Genomic DNA, 18,146 nt, shown 5'->3' with positions numbered 1-18,146 from the left:
TAGAACTTATTACTGATAATGGCAAACCTGTTGAAAAGCAGGGACGCAAAGCTAGAGGGCCTGTAAAATGGCAGCCAGCTACCAAAAATGAAGTTTTTTTATTTCCCATAGAAAAATATTAAATTAAAAATATTTAAAAACAGAGAAGAATGATGAAAGCGTATGTAAAACCAAGTTTGGAGTACATTGAATTAAGAGCGGAAGAAAGCCTGGCCTGCACAGCATCGACAACAATTGAAATACCAGTACCTTCTGATCTGGGGAATAACGGTAATCACAATGGCTGGGGCAAAGGTAATGGTAGAGGCAGGCATTAAGAAAAACGCGTAAAAGGGATAGTACAGCTTGCGAAAATATGGTATGATTTATTGGACCTGTCAATATTAGGCAGGTTCATTTCCTTGAGAAGGGTTGATCGTTATTAATTATTATTACTATCAAATTGCCGGGCTGACGATCCGAGTAGCTTCGGAGCGGCGGGAAGGTTTCGGATACTCGAAGCATTTGCAGTAAAATAATACCCGGAATTCATCGACCTGGAGATTGTGACAAGAGCAAGTAATTGCATTGCAGTTCCTCAAGGGAAGATCCTTGTAGATGACCGCGCCAAATGGGTTTGTATTTCTGATGGTGATTACCTGTAAGCAGTCAAGTAAAACCAGCAACTTTTCGCCACAAACCATACAACATTTTATAACTGGGTAATAGTCTTCCTGTGTTGGAGTCTGTAGCTGTTGCCTGTCATGTTTATTATCTCGCAGTGGTGGATAAGTCTGTCTAAAATCGCTGTTGTAATTGTAGCATCACCTAAAAAGTCAGCCCATTCATCAAAACCCTTATTTGAGGTAATGATCAATGATGTTTTCTCGGACATAGAGGAGACGAAGCCGAAGAACAAATTTGCTTCTGTTGTAGAAAGTGGCATAAAGCCAACCTCATCAATAATAACCAGGGCTGCTGAGTTTAGTATTTTGATTCGTCTATTACTGGCTGTCGAGATTTGCGAGGTTTTCAGGGTAATCATGAGTTCATCTAAGGTAGTGAAAGCAGCGGCATAACCCAGGTTTAAAGCTTGTACCGCTAAGGATAAGGCCAAATGCGATTTTCCAATACCAGGTGGTCCCAAGAAACAAATGTTGAAAGCTTGCTCTACCCAGGTCATGTCGAATAGCCTTAGCATCTGCTCTTTGGACACGCTGCGTTGAAATCCGAAGTCGAAAGTTTCCAATGTTTTTTCGGCGGGTAGATTGGCTCTTCTTCTACGAATGAGATTTTGCTTTTCCGTCCTAAGACGTTGCTGCTCGGTAAGAAAAACTTCGATGCTTTCTAGCGGTGTAAGATTGTTCTTTTTAGCATAAAGCCTTTCTATATCGACAGCGGGCAAATGCAGTCCTGAAACTAATGCATTGACACGCTCAATCCGTTCATTCATGATGGATGCCACCTGCCTTTGCATAAACATCCAGGGAGCGTTTCTCAGTGGTTACATGGTATTTGCTATTGCTAACCGGAATAGTATTGAGGACGATTACTTGTTTTGGTTTGACACTGTGCTCTAAAAAATCCTTTACATAAGTTATTCCGAAGAGTTTGCTCACCTCACAATATTTGATGGCATTTAGTACTTCATCAATCCTATATTTATCGCATAATGTTTGTAGCAGCCTGAACTGATCACGGGCATAACGAGCCTTTTCCGTTCGAATAGTTTTCAGAAAATCTGTTGCTTTGAACAGCAGTAGCTCATCAACGGTGTTTTGAGCTTCATCCACGGAGTCTGTAACGTCTCTGGAATGACTGGTGCTTTTGATTAATTGACCTCTGCCGGTTGAGATTGGATGTTCATAGATGAACTCACCGAATACGGTCATAATTGTTAATTTTCCACTCTTAGCCTCAATGCTGACTTCTTTTTGGTTGTTGTATGTACCAAGAGGTAAAGAGTACCGATTGCTGTCGTAGACGATGGTATTATCTTTGCGGACGTTTCTGTAGATGGGTACATCACTGTTTGAGCGGATGTCCAGCAGGGGTATAAGGTGTTCACGTTCATCCTCAAACACTTTGGCCGGTACCTTTTTAGTAGTGCCGTGAATTTTCGCATTGCCGGTTCTATCCAACCAATTCAGAAATGAACTGTTGAGAACTTCCTCGTCAGCAAACAGTCTGTTTTCAAGGAAATTATACTTGATGAATTTAACCACATTCTCAATCTTGCCCTTACTTTCCGGATCAGCTGCACGGCAGAGATATACTTTTAAATTGCATTCTTGCCGGAACTTCTCAAACTCAAAAGTATGAATGATATCTCCATAGTTTTCTGAAACGCTGACGATGCTATCCTGATCAAATACCAGTTCTAGCGGCATTCCACCCATATATCTAAAGCACTCATGGCAGTTTGAAACTAGATCGTTTGTTGTGAATGGTCGGGTTTGAAAGAAGGCCCATTTGTACCGTGCATGAGCCAATACGAAGGCTGCAAAACGAATCTTCACACGCCCTCCACCAATGGATTGCATCCACTTCTCACCAAAGTCCACCTGCAACTGCTGCCCCATTGGGAGCTCTTCTACAGCCTCATAATCCCTGGGATGATTTGATTTTTTTAGATTATATTCCTCTCGTAACCCTTTGACATAACGGCTGACAGTACGTTCTTTGATATCCTCTTTGTAATGCTCCTTGAGCCAATCGCATACTTGTGCGGCTGTCATCGTTGGATATTGGCGTAACCAACCGGTGATAATTTCCTCATATTTCGAAAGTAGCATTTCCCGGGAAATGCTATATAGCTGTTTAGCAAATTCATCCGCTGTCATGTTCCAATACCGTGTTACGGTTTCTCGATTTATGTTCAGCTGCTTCGCTGCCCGAGACCGAGTGAATCCAATTTCCTTAAGTTGCTGTATCTCTTTATACATCTTAAATCCTTTCATCCCATCCGCTCCTGACTTCTTTGCTAGATCTATTCTAACAAAAGTCCGGTAGCGTCTTTTGATTTAAGTTGTATGGTTGTTGGCGAAAAGTTGTATGCTTTGTGGCAGAAACCTGTATGCTTTCATTGGCGTAAATCGGTATGCTTTATATTACCATTCACATTACCCTACCTCCATTTATTTGACGGACGATACGACCGGAAAAGTGATTGCGAGAGCTGATGCGAATGCGGACTGGAGCCGGGATGAGATAACGTATGCGGGTAATGAACAGATGATTAATCCGATTGTGTCCGGCTTCATAATGGAGATTTTATTTCACAATCGTTTGCTTTTTAAACACGGTTGGAGCGGATCGAAAACACTTTATTTCAATGGATCTGCGCCTTTGCAAGCCATCGTCTTACTGGAGCAGGCTCCGGAAAATCAGATTACACGGATCCCCGTAGCACAGGCTGCAGCCAAGATCACCCCGCGGTGTTTTTTGCCGTATTATGATCAAAGCATCATGGCAATGTGCTTACATACGTTGTCTGAGGTACTTTCAGGTGTAGGCGTATACAGTCTGAAATGCCGTCCTGACAGGGAGGCAGTGGAGATGTTGCAGCATTGTCTGGTCCATTAAGGTGACAAGGATATATTTTGAACAGTATATGGTTGAGGTAACAAATGAAAAGCAGCATCATAAGAAGAATAATTGGGACAGTTGGCTTGTTTATTGTGCTTGTGTTTCTAGTCTTCCTTTCATGGAAGCTAAGCAGTCAGACAGGAACGCAGTCGAATCATTTAAGCATCAGGATCGCTGACCAGATGATTGATTGGCTGGATCGGTATTTTGATCTGGACAGAGGAGATATGTTTTGGAAAGTCACCTTTAATCAACTGCTCAGAAAGGCAGCTCATTTTATTGAATATGCACTCATTGGCACCGTTATGTGCATCATGCTGAATATCGCTTTTAACCGTGTTGTGCCGGCAGCTGTGTTTTCGGTATTGCTATCCCCGCTTTTCGGGATCATTGATGAATATCATCAAAGATTCTCTGCGATGCGCACGTCGCGGATCCTGGATATTTGCATCGATACTGCGGGGGTTTTGACGGGTGTTCTACTTGTCACGCTTTTATTTGGAATAGTTCATTATATTAAAAAGTTGAAAAGACGGATCTGGGAACTGGAACAGAGAAATAAATGAAATTTTTAAAAATAATTGTATGTTTTTTTAATTCTATATGGTAATATTTAGTTATTATGCGTATATGAGGAGTGATAGTAATTGAAATTAAAAGAGGGATTCTTATTACGCGAAGTAGCCGGTCAATGGGTTGTTGTGCCACTGGGTGAGCGCGTTGTTGAATTTAATGGCATTATGACACTCAGTGAAAGCGGCGCGCTTCTGTGGGGGAAGTTGAAAGAGGGTACAACCGAGGAAGAGCTTCTTCAGGTTTTGATGGCGGAATACAGCGTTGACGAAGATATCGCCAAGAAGGATATTCAGGAATTTATCCAAAGCATTAAAGATAAAGGATTGATTGAAGCGTAGTAAAGTGAACGCTGATAAGGAGATTTCTGTCTGATGGCAAAAACTTGGAATGAGCTCTATCTCAATTTGGCATTGGAGAGCAAAAAAAGAAAAGAGTTTATTGCTTCTTCCTTTGAGCTGACAGCAAGGTGCAACTTGCAATGTAAGATGTGCTATGTGCGTTATGCCGCGAATGATAAACAGGCCAAAGCAAAAGAGTTAACAACAGAACAATGGGTTCGATTGGCTGAAGAGGCCCGAGATGCCGGACTGCTGTTTCTTACGCTGACCGGCGGAGAGGTGCTGTTACGCAAGGATTTTAAAGAGTTGTATGAAAAATTGATGAACTTGGGTTTAATCATTAAAATATTCACCAACGGAACACTGATTACGCCGGAATTTGTCAATTGGCTTTCCAGAATTCCGCCGAAACTTGTGAGTATTACGTTGTATGGTGCTTCCCGTGATACCTACAAGAAAGTAACTGGATTTGCCGATGGATATGACCGGGCGACGCGGGCTGTTGATCTGTTAATGGACAAAGGGATCCCTACGGAGATCAAAACCACGGTTACACAATATAATAGAGCGGACTTTGACGAGATCCATAATTTTGCCCTGAAGAGGAAATGCGTTCTGGGCGTGGTCAATTATATCGCGCCGGTGCGTGAAGGCTGTAATACTGCTTCTTGCGAATGCCGCCTTTCTCCGGAAGAATTGCTGAATTTTGAAATCCATATGACGGAGAGAGGAAAGATCGGCTTTGACAACGAAATCATCGGGGAAACGGAAAAAACCGTGAATCCAAACGATGATGCTGTCGCTGAGGCAATGCGGGAAATCCTTGCATCAAAGGCCCAGACTGATGAAAATTTTGCCTTTCAATGTATGTCCGGATCTTGTACCGGCTGGGTGAATTGGGATGGCAGCATGGCTCCCTGCGGGATCATGGGGGAACCCAAAGTGTATCCGCTTATCTCCGGATTTCAAAATGCCTGGGTGGAGTTGAAACAAAAGTGTGCCCAGATCCCGGTCTGCAAGGCGTGCAAGGAATGCGAATATCAAGTACTATGTGAACACTGCCCTGGAAGACTGTATCAGGAAACCGGAAGCTATGACAAGCCAGCGCCGTATCTCTGTGAACTGGCGAAAAGAAGGACAGACTATAATAACCAAAAAAACAACTGAGTTCACTAATTGTTTCTATAAATATACAAAAAATAGGACTTGAAAAAACTGGAATCTGCGAGTATACTCCTTTCATAGGTTATTATTTGAATGGGGTGAAGAAGGATGAAGTGTTATTTTAAACCCGAGTTTCATTTTATTTCATTACGTGTTGAAGAAAGCTTTGCAGCTGTGGGAGTAGGAAGCCAGCAATGTACAACGACCGGGTCTTGCCCGGATAATGTGCCATTCTGTACATTTACTTATGGCGGAAAGGTTTTTACTGCTAACAACCAAGAATAGGATTTTTTGATTATTTACAATGTTAAGAGGTGATTATATTGAAACAGTATAATAAGCCAGAATTTGAATTTGTACAGCTCTCTTCTGAAGATGAGTTTGCTGTAGTGCAGCAAGGTTCTGTATGTGATTACGTAGGTATCTGTATTATTGACGGTGTACAGCCTAGAACGAATGCATAAGCCGAGCAGTACCAAATGGAAGTACGTATAGCATGTCCTTTGACGGATGTGCTATTCTGTTTTTCGATCCTGTTGTTTAAAAAGGTATACCTGCAAAAGGAGTGTTTTTGTTGCCCAAGTATCAAGTCGCAGGACTCGTCATTCACATGGATGAAAGCACCCCCGCTGAGCTGTTCGAAGGGCTAATTGACTACAATGTGTCGGAACCTCAGGCCGCTGATTTATGCTTTACCTATCAAACCAGTGAACAAATTGATTTGCCGCAAGGGGAAAATTTCTCTGACGAGAGCTCCGGTTATAAATGTATTAAAAAACCGAATGCAGCCGGGTTTTATTTTTATACAAGGAAATATGGCTCTGTGGAGGAAATCCTTGTACTGTTGGATATTGATGCCGCGTGGCGAAATGTTGGGCTAACCTGTGCAGCAATTCAAGAAAAAAATGAGCTGGAAGAATCCTATGTCCGAATGAAGCTGCGCCATACAGCATTTACCCTAATGGGGATTGTCTTCAGGCATGCCTTGTTAAAACAACAAGGACTGGTAATTCATGCTTCTGCGATAAAGTGGCAGGATAAAGCAATCATGTTTACAGCGCCGTCCGGAACGGGGAAGTCTACACAGTCCAGGCTTTGGCAGGAACATAAGGAGAATGTGCTTGTGTTGAACGATGACAATCCTGCTGTGCGGATTATGGAAGACCATGTGATTGTCTATGGAACCCCTTGGAGCGGGTCATCAAATATTAATACGAATGATTCTGCACCCTTGTCAGCAGTGATTATTCTGGAACAAGCAGCCGAGAATTCTATTCGTAGGATGGACCTCAGGGAGGCGATCATTCAGTTCATGCCAAGAGCTTTCCTGCCGTTTTTTGATCAGGAACATATGAACGAGGCGATGCGTATCTTTGAGAAAATAGTCTCTTCCGTACCGGTGTATTTGCTGCGCTGCAGACCGGATCAAGAGGCGGTGGAGTTGGTATATCAGTGCATCAAGTGAAAAAAGTGAAAGCCAATGGCTTGTTTCCTGTAGTCTCGGATCTCCTCAGCCAGGGACAGGATGTCAGACTTCCCGTATCCGGCAGCAGCATGGTTCCGTTTTTGCGGGATGCAATCGATAGTGTGGAATTCTCCCAGGGCAGCTTCGACCAGATTAAAAGAGGAGATATTGTCCTGATCCGCAGAATGAATAGCTATTATGTCATGCATCGGGTTCTTAAAAAGAAGAAAGACCATTTTTTCATGGTAGGGGATGCCCAGCAATGGATTGAAGGTCCGCTGTATCCGGAACAAATCATCGCTGTCGTTCCCGCAATATGGCGGAAAGACAAACGTATTCCTTGCTCTGATCTTAGGCTGAAGACACTGGTTCATATTTGGCTGATTCTCAGGCCTTGCCGATACTTCATCATGAAAGTGTACCGGAAAATCCGTAAATTAATATAGACAAGCCTCGGGCTTTTCTCGAAGCTTGTCTATATTATTCATTTCCTTGAAATCAGTTCACTTTTTCTAATTTTACAGCATCAGCGGCAGTATATCCTGGGGAAGAGCAGAGTATCTTGATGTATTGATCACTTCCTGCGGATAAAGCATAGGTGCCGATGAGGACCCAGGTACCGTTGCTTTCCTGTTGATTGACCGTTTTGCTCGTATCCATGCCACCGTTGTATTTAATCTCGAGGGGGGCGGCAGCTGGCCTGGTGGAATCTGCTGTCCATCTCATATAGAGTTGATAGTTTCCTGACTCGGTTATTGTCGGAACCCACATGGCCCATTTGCCTTGATCGGCTCCGACGGTACCGTCATTAAGAATGTTGCTGCCGTAATAGCCGATGGATTGTGTAGAGATGGTCCAAGTGGAATTGCTCATAAAGCTGCTGTCGGTATTGTCCACAATAATAGGGGCTGTAGCCGATGCAGGAATGGTTTGTGTGAGTTCAGCGGTTGATGGTGTTAATTCACTCGCTGAGGGATTGTTGGTTACGGGAATTAGGGGGATGTCCTGATAGGCAGAACTAGCTACCTTAAGGATATTGCCTGTAGAAGCGGCCACAGTTGCGGAATCGCAGCCTAGACCGAAGTAAAAGTCGCCATTCATTTCTTCAAAGGATCTGACAAAGGTGTCTGTATTAAAACGGAATACTTCGTCCCAAGTTTGAAGATCGGTGGTTTGGTAGACGACACTCGTGTAATTGCCGGCAGAATTTTTCACATTGGTTAACGCATACAGACTGTTGCCTCTGATGAGCAGATCTGCAGGGACAGCCGAAGTCTCAGGGAATATCACCTTTGTGGATTCATTGATGCTTTTGGCAATATACATAGAATCGGGAAGCCAGTGAGAGGTGGTGATCCGGTTATTTAGATATACAAGTTTATTTTGGAAGGTTGTAGGTTTTTTCATATAGTAGACGTAGGACGAAGTGAGGCCATTGGCGAAATTGGTTGAATAGATCTGTCTAGCGGAGCTGCTGTCAGTGATTCCAAGCATTGAGACATACTTGGTGTATGATGTCGTGATCGAAGTTGGCTTCATGTACATCATCTTTCCTGAAGCATACAGTGTTTGATTCAACTCAAAGAGGGAAGTGGCCCAGGAACCATAAAATGTAAAGCCAAGAGGAACCCGGCTGGTCCAAGTTTTCCCCATATCATTGGAGACAAGAACTTCGCCCCAACCTGTTTTACTGGTTCCGCAGGCTGCATAAAGCTGACCGTTATAGAGTGCCATGTCGAAAACATGAAGTGCATTCGGAATGGTTGCGTTTTTGAGCCATTGGTCATTATCTTCAAGGGTATAGAAATTGCCATTGTTCCAATCTCCCCGTGAATCGGTGCCAGGGATGTAGAGTTTGCCGTCCAGTACTTTATATTGGGCGATTTCCTCTTCATCAACGGTATATTGCGTGATGAATTTTTGGGCGGATGGCTCATAGTAGATGACCGGGATCGGACCGGCGTTCGTATTAAAATCACCATGGGCGAGATAAATACGGTTGTTATAGACCTGCATGTCCCAGACATTCTTGGCAAAAGTAGCTTTGTTGAACGGGTTTCCCAGTAATTCCACCTGGGGGGTTACATCTTTAACTGTAGTCGCAGCAGAAACCATTTTGTCGGTATGAACAGCGAAGCACGTGTTCACAATAAGTGTGAAGCTGAAGATTCCAGCGGCGATTTTTGTGATACGTTTCTTAATCATTGGTCTCTTCCTTTCCAAACTAGATAAAAATACAAAAAGCAACTGGTTCCCCAGCTGCCGCCAGCTTAGTTTTTTTATATTCATTCTAGCTGAAAAAACAGATGACTATATAAAAACTAATTTGGCAACTGGCTGTCATAGGGAATCCCCTTAGACCCTTTAGCTTTGCGCCACAGCCTTTCGACTGTTTTGCCTTGAGCAAATGTTTTGTAGATCATTCCTTTCATCTCCTATTTTATTCCCAGTTGGAAAATAACGCGATAATTTACGTTATTTTGTTAAATTTATGTATTTTTTGTAATAAACTTACTTAAAGTTACTATATCAAGCCGAATGACAAAATTCAATAGGATAAACGGACTAGGGTATTGGGATTTTGTCCTATTTAAAAAAAGATAATATCTTAGCGAATATTACATAAAAAGAATTATCAAGTAGAAATTTTAACGGAACTATGGCACTATAATAGTATGTTCCCAAAATATCAGGAGAAAAGAATGATTATTCAAGATGAAATTAAAAAAGGAATAGTTTTTGTTCGCTGGATAAAACCGGATGTTCTCCCCTTTCTTCCCAGGCTCATCGTCATTCTGCTGATTACTTCGACAGGGGCACTTTTCGGTGTTGCAAACGCCATACTCTCCAAGCATATGATTGACTACGCGATTGCAGGAGAACTGGCTTATGCCGGTATGGCCGGTGCTGCTTTAGGCGGTGCGATACTTCTTAATATCATGTTATCGATTGCCGGGTCACTGCTTTCTGTACGCGTCAGCGAAGGCTTTTCCAACGCCCTGAGGCAGCGTTTTTTCAAAAGGATGATGGTGACAGAATGGCTGCCGCTTTCGAACTATCATAGCGGGGATCTGATGACACGGTTGACAAGTGATGTCAATAACATCTCCAGTTGTATTATTAGTGTGATCCCGGGTATTGTGGCATTAGGCGTGCAGTTAGTGGGTTCTTTTGTAACCTTGCTTTATTATGAGCCGCGATTGGCAGTAATTGCGTTCATACTGGGACCTTCGACCGTGTTGTTCAGCCGGATCTGGGGCCGAAAGATGAAGAACTTGAATCATAAAGTGCAGGAATCGGAGAGTATCTACCGCTCGTTTATTCAGGAAGCCATCCAAAATTTCATCATTACGAAAGCGTTTCGGTTGGAAAACAGAAATACAGATACCTTGCAGGGATTGCATCAAAACCGTATGAAGTGGGTGATTCAGAGAAACAAGACGACCTTATCTGCCAATACGATCATTTCGCTGGGATATTGGACAGGTTACCTGGTTGCGTTTGGCTGGGGGATCGTCCGTTTGTCTCAAAAGGCAATCTCCTATGGGACATTGACTGCTTTTCTGACATTGGTTCAGCAAGTTCAAGGGCCTTTTGTCAGCTTGGCCAGGGCCTTTCCGCAAATCATCGCGATGCTGGCGTCAACGGAGCGACTGCAGGAACTGGAAAAGATCCAAATGGAGAGGCGGGAAGGGCAGGTCCCGCAAGAGAAGGATGTCGGTATTCGTTTCCGTCAGGTTAGCTTCTATTATTCAGATGAGAAAGAAAAACCGGTCTTGGATAAGATTTCGGTGGATATAGCACCCGGTGAGATGGTAGCCTTGGTAGGGTCTTCGGGGGTCGGAAAAACGACGTTGATCAGGCTTCTGCTGGCTTTGGTCAGACCTTCGGATGGCGAGGTCTATTTTACAGATGCGATCGGTCGGAAATATGAAATTACTGCTGTGACCCGGGATTGGATTACCTATGTTCCGCAAGGAAATACATTGTTCAGTGGGACCATTGCCGACAACCTGCGGAGCGGCAAACTCAGTGCGACGGCGGAAGAGATGGAAACTGCCCTTCAGGCTGCATGTGCTTTGGACTTTATCCAAGAGCTGCCGCATGGAGTCAATACGGTCATCGGAGAGGACGGGCATGGTCTTTCCGAGGGACAAGCGCAACGAATCGCGATTGCCAGGGCCTTCTTAAAAAAAGCCCCTGTGATGATTCTGGACGAAGCGACGTCTGCCCTGGACATGGAAACAGAGTTGGAAGTACTCAAGGCTATTCAAAATTTTAGCAGCAGGAGCACTTGTCTGCTCATTACCCATCGTCAGACGGCATTAAAGATGTGTTCGCGGATTTTGAAGATAGATAACGGAAATGTCTTCGTTGAATCAAAATTAAAATATTTACGACAAGAGGAGGATCATAAAGAAGAATAAAAATGACCGGCAGCTAAACCCTTTTCAGGAAAGCGATAAAATCTCTTCAATAACCGTTCGGTAGCTTGGCATTCATCAGTGGATGATTACAGGAAGACATTTCATGCACAATTTATCCTGGCTCCGTAGAAGTCTTGAACGCCTTAAAGCCTTTTGCAGCACTCCTAAAACTAACTTTAACGACTTTTGATACGGATGTGAAGTTTGACCAACATTTATGTTAAGAATATAAATATCTGGAAATATTTATTAATTTATGGCATTATAAGTATATAACTCGAAATTTAGCTTGAATATATAAATGATAGGTGAATTGGAAACCTGACTTCCAGTTTGCATTTGTAAATTCTAGTTCAGCACACCTGTTGCAAGAGTAAATTCTAGTCATCTAAAAATCCGCGATTTTCCGGAATTTACGATTCCAAACCGGAAGTTACTAAACCAAATAGATTGCATAACCGGCACCAGCCGTGATAGCATTACATTAATCGAACACTCAGCTCAAAATTGACGCACACCAAGCGGAGGTCGAATTTAACTCGCTTTTTTCGCAAAATTAAATTCCACCCCCGATCGGGTATTATTCTACAAAGCCCGGATGGTGTTCTGTCTGTTGTTATTTCTTCAGCAGCAATGGTGTTAGATTAATTTCATTAGCAGGGATGTCTTGTATGACAAGCATAGGCAAGATATCTCCCCCATTGAAAAGGCTGAACAACTGGTTGGCGGACTGGTTGCCCAGCTTTTTTCTTTTGTATGAATTGATATGGCTCATCATTAGAGAGACATCTGCTTGATCTAGGCTGTCAAAGGAAGTGCCTTTCGGCAGGACTCTTCTGATGAATTCATGGGTAACCTCGATGCCTCCTTTCTGATCAGAGCGCTGTGGATCGCAGTAAAACACATGTGTACGGCGAACCTTGTCTTCCGTGAATTCAATGGATAACGGATCCGTAAACTCACTTCCACGGTCTGTAAGTATTACTGGGAACAGCTTAACAAATGCATCGTGTCCCAAAGTCTCATACAAATAGTTAATCTTGTCAGTGACGGTTCTAGCCGTATTGGCATCGCGAATGAACGTCAGCATCAGGCTACAGTTTCTGAAATACAGCGTCATGAATACTTTGCCACCCTTACGGCCTTCAACCGAGTCCATCTCAACAACAGCTATATCTCGGTTGGCTTCCATGTATTCAAGAAAATCATCATAGGTTCTGCCCTTATGACACTGCTTATCGACCTTCACAGGTTTTTTCTTCTTTCGTACTCTGTACCTTACCTTCCTTGGAAGGTCAATATTTCCGACAGAAAGGAGTCCTGCATCAATGTAGTTATAGATTGTCTTTTCATCGAGCATGATCGCGTCACCATTATTGACACAGATCTGATGAACAGACTGTCCCTGCTTGACCAGCGGAGAGACAATCCTATCTATTCTGGCAAGCTCATCCGAAGTGATTGCAAAGCCTTGTCTGCTTTCGCTGCGGACAGATTCATACTCAGCCTGAGCATACTTAGCATCATAGAGATGTCGGCGAAGCTTGCAGCTGTGGCGTTCATTACAGCCATTGCAGACATATGGAGGCTTTCTCAGTTTAAGACAGATAAGTTCTTTAAAGTCAGGGCAGATAGTGTGACATTTTTCATAATCACATTTGCGGCAATCTTTGCTCCAACGTTGTCTGCATGCCCGACATAAGTCTGAATGATGCTTACAAGCCTTACGATGCATACAGGGATTAAATGAAGCCTTCTCCGCTACCTTGTAGTGATTGCGGATTTCCTTTGATATAGTAGACGGATCTTTTCCTAATTCCGCTCCAATAGCAGTGAATTTTGCTCCGGCTGATACTAAGGACTGGATAGAGATCCTTTCATCCAATGTTAAATGAGTATTCTTTGCCATGATGATAATCCTCCCTGGTAAAGAACACCATCCGGAATGCTGCTGAATCTCAAGTATAACCCAAGGGGCTCTGCCCCTTGACCCCGAGGTTTATCGCTTTTGTTTCCGGAAAGGCAGCAAAAAAAGACAGCACGATATGGGCTGCCTTCCCGCAAACCTTCCGCGCCGCTCGGGTCACTCCTCAGTGTTGCCCTATCCTACGCGGAAGTAAAGTAACTATATTTTAAGATAACCATTGGTTGGTTTCAACCGGTTGACGAGGTATTTGGAAGAGTAATTTCCAGCACTATCTTTGCAATGGTAAGTTCCAGTTAGGGTTTGGCTGGACTGGAATTTAATTTTCCAATTCACGTATATAAATGATATTTTTATTTTTATATTTGGAGGTTTCATCCATGAAAGTTACAAAAGCCGTAATTCCTGCAGCAGGACTGGGGACCAGATTTCTGCCAGCGACGAAATCTTTGCCGAAAGAGATGCTGCCGATTGTTGACAAGCCGACCATTCAATATATTGTAGATGAGGCGATTGCTTCCGGAATCGAAGATATCTTGATTATTATCGGCAGAGGAAAAGGGTCCATTGTCGATTACTATGACCGCTCACCTGAATTGGAAGCTCATCTGGAGAAGAATGGTCAATTGGAAATCCTGGAAAAAATAAAGAATCTCTCCTCTTTAGCCAACATTCACTATATCAGGCAGAATGAAGCATTGGGGCTGGGACATGCGATTTCTTGCGCCAGGTCTTTTGTGGGCAAGGATCCGTTTGCAGTCCTGCTAGGAGATGATATTATCAAGTCCAAGGTGCCGGCAATCAAACAGTTGATAGATGTTGCCTTAGAGACATCTTCGACCGTGATCGGCATTCAGGAAGTACCGCATAGTGAGGTACATAAATACGGGATTGTCGATCCGCAGGATAACTGGGGAAATGTCTGGGAAGTTAAAGACTTGGTTGAAAAACCATCTGCGTTGATCGCTCCTTCCAGGCTCGCTATTATGGGCAGGTATTTGATCAACGCTTCAATATTTGAATATCTTGAAAAAATCCCGGCTGGGGCAGGAGGGGAAATCCAGCTTACAGATGCGCTGCGGGCGCAAAGCAAACATGAACAAGTATACGCTTGCCTCTTAGAAGGAAAACGGTACGATGCAGGCGATAAGCTTGGCTACTTAAAGGCGACGGTTGAATTTGCACTGGAATCCCCGAATCTTGGGGACAAGTTTGAAAAATATCTGGATGAACTGTATCTTGAAAGAAATAAAGCAAAACAAACCAAAAAGAGAAGCGATTCCGCTGCTTCCTAAGAAGCTTATACTGCGACAGGCGCCGGTGCGACAGATGTCGAAGCCTGAAGTGCAGTGTTATTGGCTGCAAGTGTTTGATGATTGACCAGCCTGTCAACGGTTTTGACCAAATCTTCCAGGTCAAAGGGCTTACTTAGCAAACCCTGGAATTGATCTTTATCAGGCAAATTTTCTGCATTAGGGATTGAAGCCGTAATAATGACTGCAGGAATACTGCAAAGCTTTTTGTCATTACGCATTTTTTGGATAAGATCTCTGCCATCCATTTCTCTCATGATCAAATCAGTAAGGACTAAATCAGGAATAAAACCGGTGTACATCAGGTACAGACCTTCCATGGCGCTTTTCCGCACTTCAACCTGATGTCCTTCATCGGTTAACACGGTTTGAATAACCATTCCAATAACGGGGTTATCTTCAACGACCAATATTTTATTCATGTGTCAATCCTCCAAATTAATATGGATTAGGACTAATTTCAGTATAACACCGGGATTGAGCGAATAGTGTCGAGTCGTGTTTCCTTAATCAGACTTACATGGAAAAAATAGTGTAATATCTGGAAGGAAATCATCAATTCTGGTCGAATTTGCTTATGTACAGATAGGATAGGCAAAGGAGGACCATGACCGTGTCCGAGTGGATTGAGGCAGCCGAAATGATCAAGTCGGAACGCTGGAACATTTTTTTGGAATGTATCGGAACAGGCTTACATTTGAAATTGATGATTGTATCTGAAGATGGCACGTTATTAACGAAAAGGCCTGAGTCCTGCCCCATTTGTCATCAGACGTATGAACCTTTCAGCCGGCAACCTGTTCGCTGGCCATTGAATTATGGTTTCTTTCTGGATGCAGTGGAGTGCTCTTCCTGCCGGCAGGGAAAATCAAATTTTTCCGTGGCTGACCGGGCCCGTTTAGCTGCGGATATGCTCAGTAGCTTCCAGAATGCGCTGGCCGGACTTAGCGGAGAGATACGGACTGTTGAATTATCTGCGCTGCGTAAATTGAACCATACTGTTATATCTCTTTGTCACGGAGAAGAAAATGTTCAGGATCAATTGCTTGAGCTTATTTTAAATGCCCTGATTATCCTGCTTGATGCAGAGGGGAGCTGGCTAGAGTATGCAGACTCAGGATTCTCTGCCTTACTGATCAAAGGAGATGAGCGTGCGGTAGAGGCTGCCCGTTTAAACAGATATTCTTTTGAAACAACGATCTTTGAAATCAACCAAGGTAATTTACACGGAGAGCTAGGCGTTTTACAGCCTCGTGATTTCAGCCGGGCGGAATTTCTGCTCCCTCTAATGGCTGAAGAGTGTATAATTGCTTTTGATGGGGTTTGTTTATGCCGGCTGCTCAAAAAACAGCTGGATGTACTTTTGGGTGCGGTTGGCAGTGCAGTTGTTATGATTGACCGTCATTATCGAATTATCTATGCAAACAGACAGGCAGAGCAATTGATGAATGGTGCAAATGTTGACCTGCTCGGAAGCCCGCTCGCTGATTGGCCGGGACCGTGGCTGGGTTATATCCGTTCCAATACCGTTATCCCGGTTGGCGGGCAAATGGATTCTTTCCCGGATAAGTACAGTGATTCCGACATTTGCCGCGTTGACTGGCAGGTATCTCCACTGCTGGAAGAAACGACAGTCAGAGGCTGGCTGCTGCTGTTGGAGGATCGGACGGATTATTACCACTGGCAGGAGAGTGCCCGTCAGGCTGAGCGTTTTGAGGCGACTGCAAAGATGGTGGGCGTCCTGGCGCATGAACTGCGTAATCCAATCAGTGCGGCAAGCGGGCTTCTACAGCTCATGGGCCGCAAGAAAGATCCTGAACTAACACGCAATTATAAAGACCTGGTTTTGCGGGAACTTGACAGGGTCACCCGTTTATTGAATGAATTTTTGCTGCTTGGAAAACCATCCAACATTGAAGCCGAACCGATTGACCCGGTTGCTTTTCTCCAGGAACTGATGCCGCTGTTTCAAGGAGAAGCTATGGGCACAAAGTCAGATATTATTCTGGAAACAGGGAAGGTCTCACCAGTGGCAGCTGATCCGGGACAATTAACGCAGGTCATGCTGAATCTGGTACGAAATGCAGTCCAGGCTGCAGACGCCGGGGGAAGAGTAATCATTCGGCTGGAAGAACCCGGCAATCAGGTTTGTATCAATGTCATAGACAACGGGCCGGGACTAACGCCGGAAGCCATGAAAAATTTATTCCGTCCGTTTTTTACCACGAAAGAAAGGGGAACCGGCCTTGGACTTCCAATTGTTCGGGCCATCGTACATAATCATGGCGGTGAAATTACGGCTTTTAACAGGGAAGAGGGTGGCGCTGTCTTTTCAATGAGTTTCCCCCCGGCGGCAAACAAAAAAAACAGTGAGACCGACGTACTGATCGCACTGGAAGATAATTTATTTAATTATCCGTTGGAGCAGGCCCTTTTGAGCACTGGGGTAAAAGTGACAACGATTTCGGGTCTGAAAAGGGCGCTACAAGGTTCCGATGAAATGGGTTCCTTTGAAATTTATCCCAAAGTCGTTATTGCCGAATCACCGGATGGGGAGGACGGCCCGAAGACGTCAGCATTAATTGCTGAATGCTGCACACATTGGCCTGATTCCAGGATCCTGCTGCTTGTGACATCAATACAGCCGCCATCGATGGTTAAAGAAACGGATGAAGCAATACTGTACAGTGGGAACCAGCAAGTAAACTATATACAACATTCTACTGATCTGACCGGATTGATCAGTACAGTGCAGCGTTTGTTGGAACATTGGGAATAATATTATTTGGATGACAAGGAGCGGCGAGACGCCGTTGTGCAAGACAGTTTGTTTGATTATAATGGTAAAAGAGGGGAGTGATCCGATGGTTAATGAATTCAAACAGCTCATCATGAAAGGTAACATTGTCGATTTGGCGGTAGCTGTAATTATTGGCGGTGCCTTCGGGAAGATTGTCACGTCTCTGGTTAATGATATACTGATGCCGGTTATCGGATTCTTGCTCGGAAGGATTAATTTTGCTAATCTGAAAATTGTCATTACGGAAGCGACAGACAGTGTACCGGAAGCGGCGATCAGGTATGGCGCATTCATTCAATCGATTGTTGATTTTCTGATTATTTCACTGGCCATCTTCTTTATGCTGAAAGTGCTGATGAAATTAAGGAGAAAGAAAGAAGAAGAGCCGCTCGCTCCCGAATCACCTCCGGAACCTTCTAAAGAGGAAATCCTGCTTACGGAGATAAGGGATATCCTGAAATCCAGGTAATTTTGGCATATGTCATCAACATAAAATGAAGCTGCGAACAACGAATCGAATGGTTAAGAGCATCTTTCCTATGGCGGAAAGGTGCTTTTTTGTTGCATAATTC

17 protein-coding genes and 2 riboswitches are annotated in these 18,146 nt (G+C 43.8%); of the genes, 12 read left to right on the top strand and 5 right to left on the bottom strand.

Annotated features, from left to right (window positions below):
• Positions 1-10: 10 nt before the first annotated feature.
• Positions 11-86: riboswitch (cyclic di-GMP riboswitch) on the top strand.
• 90 nt (positions 87-176) lie between these two features.
• A complete protein-coding gene (locus DEHRE_RS14815) occupies positions 177-317 on the top strand; it encodes a hypothetical protein (protein ID WP_158407243.1) in 141 nt (46 codons plus the stop codon).
• A gap of 374 nt (positions 318-691) precedes the next feature.
• Here the strand turns inward: DEHRE_RS14815 and istB are convergent, their stop codons facing one another.
• Entirely contained in the window at positions 692-1,432 is a 741-nt protein-coding gene (gene istB / locus DEHRE_RS09350; RefSeq protein WP_025205860.1) for an IS21-like element helper ATPase IstB, read from the bottom strand.
• Entirely contained in the window at positions 1,425-2,939 is a 1,515-nt protein-coding gene (gene istA, locus DEHRE_RS09345; protein ID WP_025205859.1) for an IS21 family transposase, read from the bottom strand. Before istA ends, istB begins: the two co-directional genes overlap by 8 nt.
• 76 nt (positions 2,940-3,015) lie before the next feature.
• On the opposite strand from istA, the gene DEHRE_RS09340 reads away from it, so the two are divergent.
• The 7 genes from DEHRE_RS09340 (at position 3,016) to DEHRE_RS09315 (ending at position 7,556) form a co-directional block, all read left to right on the top strand.
• Positions 3,016-3,564: a hypothetical protein gene (locus DEHRE_RS09340; protein WP_144284045.1), complete on the top strand. Its 549-nt coding sequence runs from the start codon at positions 3,016-3,018 to the stop codon at positions 3,562-3,564.
• 44 nt (positions 3,565-3,608) lie between these two features.
• Positions 3,609-4,133, top strand: coding sequence for a VanZ family protein (locus DEHRE_RS09335; protein WP_025205857.1), 525 nt, complete (start codon positions 3,609-3,611; stop codon positions 4,131-4,133).
• Positions 4,134-4,214: 81 nt separating this feature from the next.
• Positions 4,215-4,481 (top strand): PqqD family protein, encoded by a 267-nt coding sequence (locus tag DEHRE_RS09330; RefSeq protein ID WP_025205856.1) that lies wholly within the window; start codon positions 4,215-4,217, stop codon positions 4,479-4,481.
• Between the two features lie 33 nt (positions 4,482-4,514).
• Positions 4,515-5,648: a radical SAM protein gene (locus DEHRE_RS09325; protein WP_025205855.1), complete on the top strand. Its 1,134-nt coding sequence runs from the start codon at positions 4,515-4,517 to the stop codon at positions 5,646-5,648.
• A 320-nt stretch (positions 5,649-5,968) separates the two neighbouring features.
• Positions 5,969-6,109 carry a hypothetical protein gene (locus DEHRE_RS14810; RefSeq protein WP_158208299.1) on the top strand — a complete coding sequence of 47 codons (141 nt, stop codon included), beginning with the start codon at positions 5,969-5,971 and terminating at the stop codon, positions 6,107-6,109.
• 110 nt (positions 6,110-6,219) lie between these two features.
• A complete protein-coding gene (locus DEHRE_RS09320; RefSeq protein WP_025205854.1) occupies positions 6,220-7,110 on the top strand; it encodes a hypothetical protein in 891 nt (296 codons plus the stop codon).
• Positions 7,098-7,556, top strand: coding sequence for a S24/S26 family peptidase (locus DEHRE_RS09315; RefSeq protein ID WP_025205853.1), 459 nt, complete (start codon positions 7,098-7,100; stop codon positions 7,554-7,556). The genes DEHRE_RS09320 and DEHRE_RS09315 overlap by 13 nt, the downstream gene beginning before the upstream one ends.
• 52 nt (positions 7,557-7,608) lie before the next feature.
• On the opposite strand, the gene DEHRE_RS09310 is transcribed toward DEHRE_RS09315, so the two are convergent.
• Entirely contained in the window at positions 7,609-9,315 is a 1,707-nt protein-coding gene (locus DEHRE_RS09310) for a golvesin C-terminal-like domain-containing protein (protein ID WP_025205852.1), read from the bottom strand.
• Between the two features lie 120 nt (positions 9,316-9,435).
• Positions 9,436-9,519: riboswitch (cyclic di-GMP riboswitch) on the bottom strand.
• 293 nt (positions 9,520-9,812) lie between these two features.
• Here DEHRE_RS09310 and DEHRE_RS09305 point away from each other — a divergent pair.
• Entirely contained in the window at positions 9,813-11,537 is a 1,725-nt protein-coding gene (locus DEHRE_RS09305) for an ABC transporter ATP-binding protein (protein ID WP_025205851.1), read from the top strand.
• Between the two features lie 616 nt (positions 11,538-12,153).
• Here the strand turns inward: DEHRE_RS09305 and DEHRE_RS09300 are convergent.
• Positions 12,154-13,446 carry an IS30 family transposase gene (locus DEHRE_RS09300; protein WP_015042798.1) on the bottom strand — a complete coding sequence of 431 codons (1,293 nt, stop codon included), beginning with the start codon at positions 13,444-13,446 and terminating at the stop codon, positions 12,154-12,156.
• Between the two features lie 395 nt (positions 13,447-13,841).
• On the opposite strand from DEHRE_RS09300, the gene galU reads away from it, so the two are divergent.
• The gene (gene galU, locus DEHRE_RS09295) at positions 13,842-14,756 is read left to right on the top strand and encodes a UTP--glucose-1-phosphate uridylyltransferase GalU (protein ID WP_025205850.1); all 915 of its coding nucleotides are present in this window, start codon (positions 13,842-13,844) and stop codon (positions 14,754-14,756) included.
• A 5-nt stretch (positions 14,757-14,761) separates the two neighbouring features.
• Here the strand turns inward: galU and DEHRE_RS09290 are convergent, their stop codons facing one another.
• Entirely contained in the window at positions 14,762-15,196 is a 435-nt protein-coding gene (locus DEHRE_RS09290; protein ID WP_025205849.1) for a response regulator, read from the bottom strand.
• A gap of 185 nt (positions 15,197-15,381) precedes the next feature.
• Between DEHRE_RS09290 and DEHRE_RS09285 the strand changes: the two genes are divergently transcribed.
• Positions 15,382-17,553, top strand: coding sequence for a two-component system sensor histidine kinase NtrB (locus DEHRE_RS09285; RefSeq protein ID WP_242836927.1), 2,172 nt, complete (start codon positions 15,382-15,384; stop codon positions 17,551-17,553).
• 85 nt (positions 17,554-17,638) lie between these two features.
• A complete protein-coding gene (gene mscL, locus DEHRE_RS09280) occupies positions 17,639-18,043 on the top strand; it encodes a large-conductance mechanosensitive channel protein MscL (protein WP_015045159.1) in 405 nt (134 codons plus the stop codon).
• Positions 18,044-18,146 lie beyond the last annotated feature (103 nt).

The sequence above is a fragment of the Dehalobacter restrictus DSM 9455 genome (genome assembly GCF_000512895.1).
GTDB classification, from domain to species: Bacteria; Bacillota; Desulfitobacteriia; order Desulfitobacteriales; family Syntrophobotulaceae; genus Dehalobacter; species Dehalobacter restrictus.
The sequence above is the reverse complement of the archived record's forward strand: the minus strand, read 5'-3'. Positions and strand labels throughout refer to the sequence as shown.

Coding starts and splice junctions, on each gene's coding strand:
- DEHRE_RS09335 (WP_025205857.1), top strand. CDS start 3,609: ATGAAAAGCAGCATCATAAGAAGAATAATTGGGACAGTTGGCTTGTTT.
- DEHRE_RS09290 (WP_025205849.1), bottom strand. CDS start 15,196: ATGAATAAAATATTGGTCGTTGAAGATAACCCCGTTATTGGAATGGTT.
- DEHRE_RS09310 (WP_025205852.1), bottom strand. CDS start 9,315: ATGATTAAGAAACGTATCACAAAAATCGCCGCTGGAATCTTCAGCTTC.
- DEHRE_RS09285 (WP_242836927.1), top strand. CDS start 15,382: ATGACCGTGTCCGAGTGGATTGAGGCAGCCGAAATGATCAAGTCGGAA.
- galU (WP_025205850.1), top strand. CDS start 13,842: ATGAAAGTTACAAAAGCCGTAATTCCTGCAGCAGGACTGGGGACCAGA.
- mscL (WP_015045159.1), top strand. CDS start 17,639: ATGGTTAATGAATTCAAACAGCTCATCATGAAAGGTAACATTGTCGAT.
- DEHRE_RS09325 (WP_025205855.1), top strand. CDS start 4,515: ATGGCAAAAACTTGGAATGAGCTCTATCTCAATTTGGCATTGGAGAGC.
- istA (WP_025205859.1), bottom strand. CDS start 2,939: ATGAAAGGATTTAAGATGTATAAAGAGATACAGCAACTTAAGGAAATT.
- DEHRE_RS09305 (WP_025205851.1), top strand. CDS start 9,813: ATGATTATTCAAGATGAAATTAAAAAAGGAATAGTTTTTGTTCGCTGG.
- istB (WP_025205860.1), bottom strand. CDS start 1,432: ATGAATGAACGGATTGAGCGTGTCAATGCATTAGTTTCAGGACTGCAT.
- DEHRE_RS09300 (WP_015042798.1), bottom strand. CDS start 13,446: ATGGCAAAGAATACTCATTTAACATTGGATGAAAGGATCTCTATCCAG.